The 1,632-nt window shown below is 75.9% G+C and carries 2 protein-coding genes; one reads left to right on the top strand and one right to left on the bottom strand.

Translation table 11 applies throughout. The annotated features are described in order from the left end of the window. Positions 1–1,044, bottom strand: a 1,044-nt coding sequence (locus tag N866_RS18645) for a serine/threonine-protein kinase (protein ID WP_155855495.1), incomplete at its 3' end; no start/stop codon positions are given. Between the two features lie 149 nt (positions 1,045–1,193). On the opposite strand from N866_RS18645, the gene N866_RS18640 reads away from it, so the two are divergent. Next, positions 1,194–1,520: a YciI family protein gene (locus N866_RS18640; RefSeq protein ID WP_034229589.1), complete on the top strand. Its 327-nt coding sequence runs from the start codon at positions 1,194–1,196 to the stop codon at positions 1,518–1,520. Positions 1,521–1,632: the final 112 nt, after the last annotated feature.

The raw sequence follows: 1,632 nt of genomic DNA, 5'->3' as shown, positions 1-1,632 counted from the left end.
GGCGCCCGTCGGCATGGCGCCCGTCTGCATGGCGCCCGTCGGCATCGCGCCCGTGAGAGGAGCACCCGTCGGGGCGGGCATGGCACCCGTCCGGTTCGGGTCGACCACCGGCGCACCGGCCGGACCCGCCGGGGCGAGCAGCACCGCCTGCTCCGTCCCGGGCTCGCCCGTGCCCCCGCCCAGGGCACCGAGCTGTCGGGCCGCCTCGACCATCGTCAGCCGGGCGGACGGTTCCCGAGCGGTCATGCCCCGCAGCAGGGCGGCCCACCCCGGGTCGACGTCGGCGGGGATCGGGGGGTCGGTCGTCAGCCGCGCCGCCGCGACCTCCGCAACGGTCCCGGTGAAGGCCTTCCGTCCCGTCAGGCACTCGAGGAGCACGAGACCCAGCGCGTACACGTCCGTCGCCGGACCGGCGCCCGCGCCCGTCGCCTGCTCCGGGCTGAGGTAGGTGGCGGTGCCCAGCGTCGTGCCCGTCATCGTGAGCCGCGCGCCGTCGGCGAAGCGGGCGATCCCGAAGTCCGCGAGCTTGACGATGGGGCCGGTCGTGAGCGCCGCGTCGGGGTCCTCCCGGATCGCCGAGGCGCGCTCGACGAGCAGGATGTTGGCGGGCTTGATGTCCCGGTGGACGACGTCCGCCGCGTGCACGGTGGCGATCGCCTCCGCGAGCTGGCGCCCGATCCGGGCCGTGTGCCGCGCGGCGAGCGGCCCGGTGGCCAGCAGGTCGGCCAGCGTCGGCCCGGGGACGAGCTCCATCACGATGTAGGTCTGCTGCAGCGGCCCTCCTGCGTACGCCGACCCGGCGTCGTGGAGCGCCACCAGCCCGGGGTGGTTCATCTGCGACAGCACGCGGATCTCGGCCTGGTGCCGGAGGACCTCGTCCGAGTCCGGCGTGGGCGGGAAGAGCTTGACCGCGACGTCCCGGCCCAGCACCTCGTCGTGGGCGCGGTACACGGTCGCCATGCCGCCCTGCCCGACGACGTCCTCGATGCGGTAGCGACCGTCGAGGACGACGCCGTGGGCCACGTCCACAGGCCCTGGCGCCACGTCCTTCTCCTTCGTCCGCGTCGACCTCGTCCGGCCGACCGTGGTCGGTGCCGAACGCGGTCGACACCACTGCGACGCTACGGCGACCTGCGCCGACACGCACGTCGAGCGGGTCGTCGGCCCAGCTCCCCCGCCCGGCACAATGCGGTGTGCCCACCTACGCGATCGAGTACACGTACGACAGCCGGACCGACCTCCAGGAGGAGGTGCGGCCCGCCCACCGCGCTTATCTGCAGGAGCTGCGCGCCGACGGGACCCTGCTGGCCAGCGGTCCGCTCCGGGGTCAGCCGGTCCACGACGGGCCGGTCGCGCATGCTGCCATCGGGACGGCGCCGGCCGGTGCGCTCCTGCTGGTGCGCGCCGAGTCCGTCGAGGGGGCGCTCGGCCTGCTCGACGAGGACCCGTTCCGGCAGGCCGGGGTCTTGGCCGCCCGGACCGCGCGGGAGTGGGACCCGGTCACGGGTCCCTTCGCGTAGGACGCCCTGGGGCCGAGGCAGACGACCCGCGCCCGGCCGCCGGGGGCGTGACGGTGCCGGCCGCTCCCTCGGCATCGGGCGGTCCCGGCCGCTCCCCCTGCGTCGGGCGGTC

The sequence above is a fragment of the Actinotalea ferrariae CF5-4 genome (assembly GCF_000603945.1).
Classification (GTDB): domain Bacteria; phylum Actinomycetota; class Actinomycetes; order Actinomycetales; family Cellulomonadaceae; genus Actinotalea; species Actinotalea ferrariae.
This window is presented reverse-complemented; position numbering and strand designations above follow the sequence as displayed.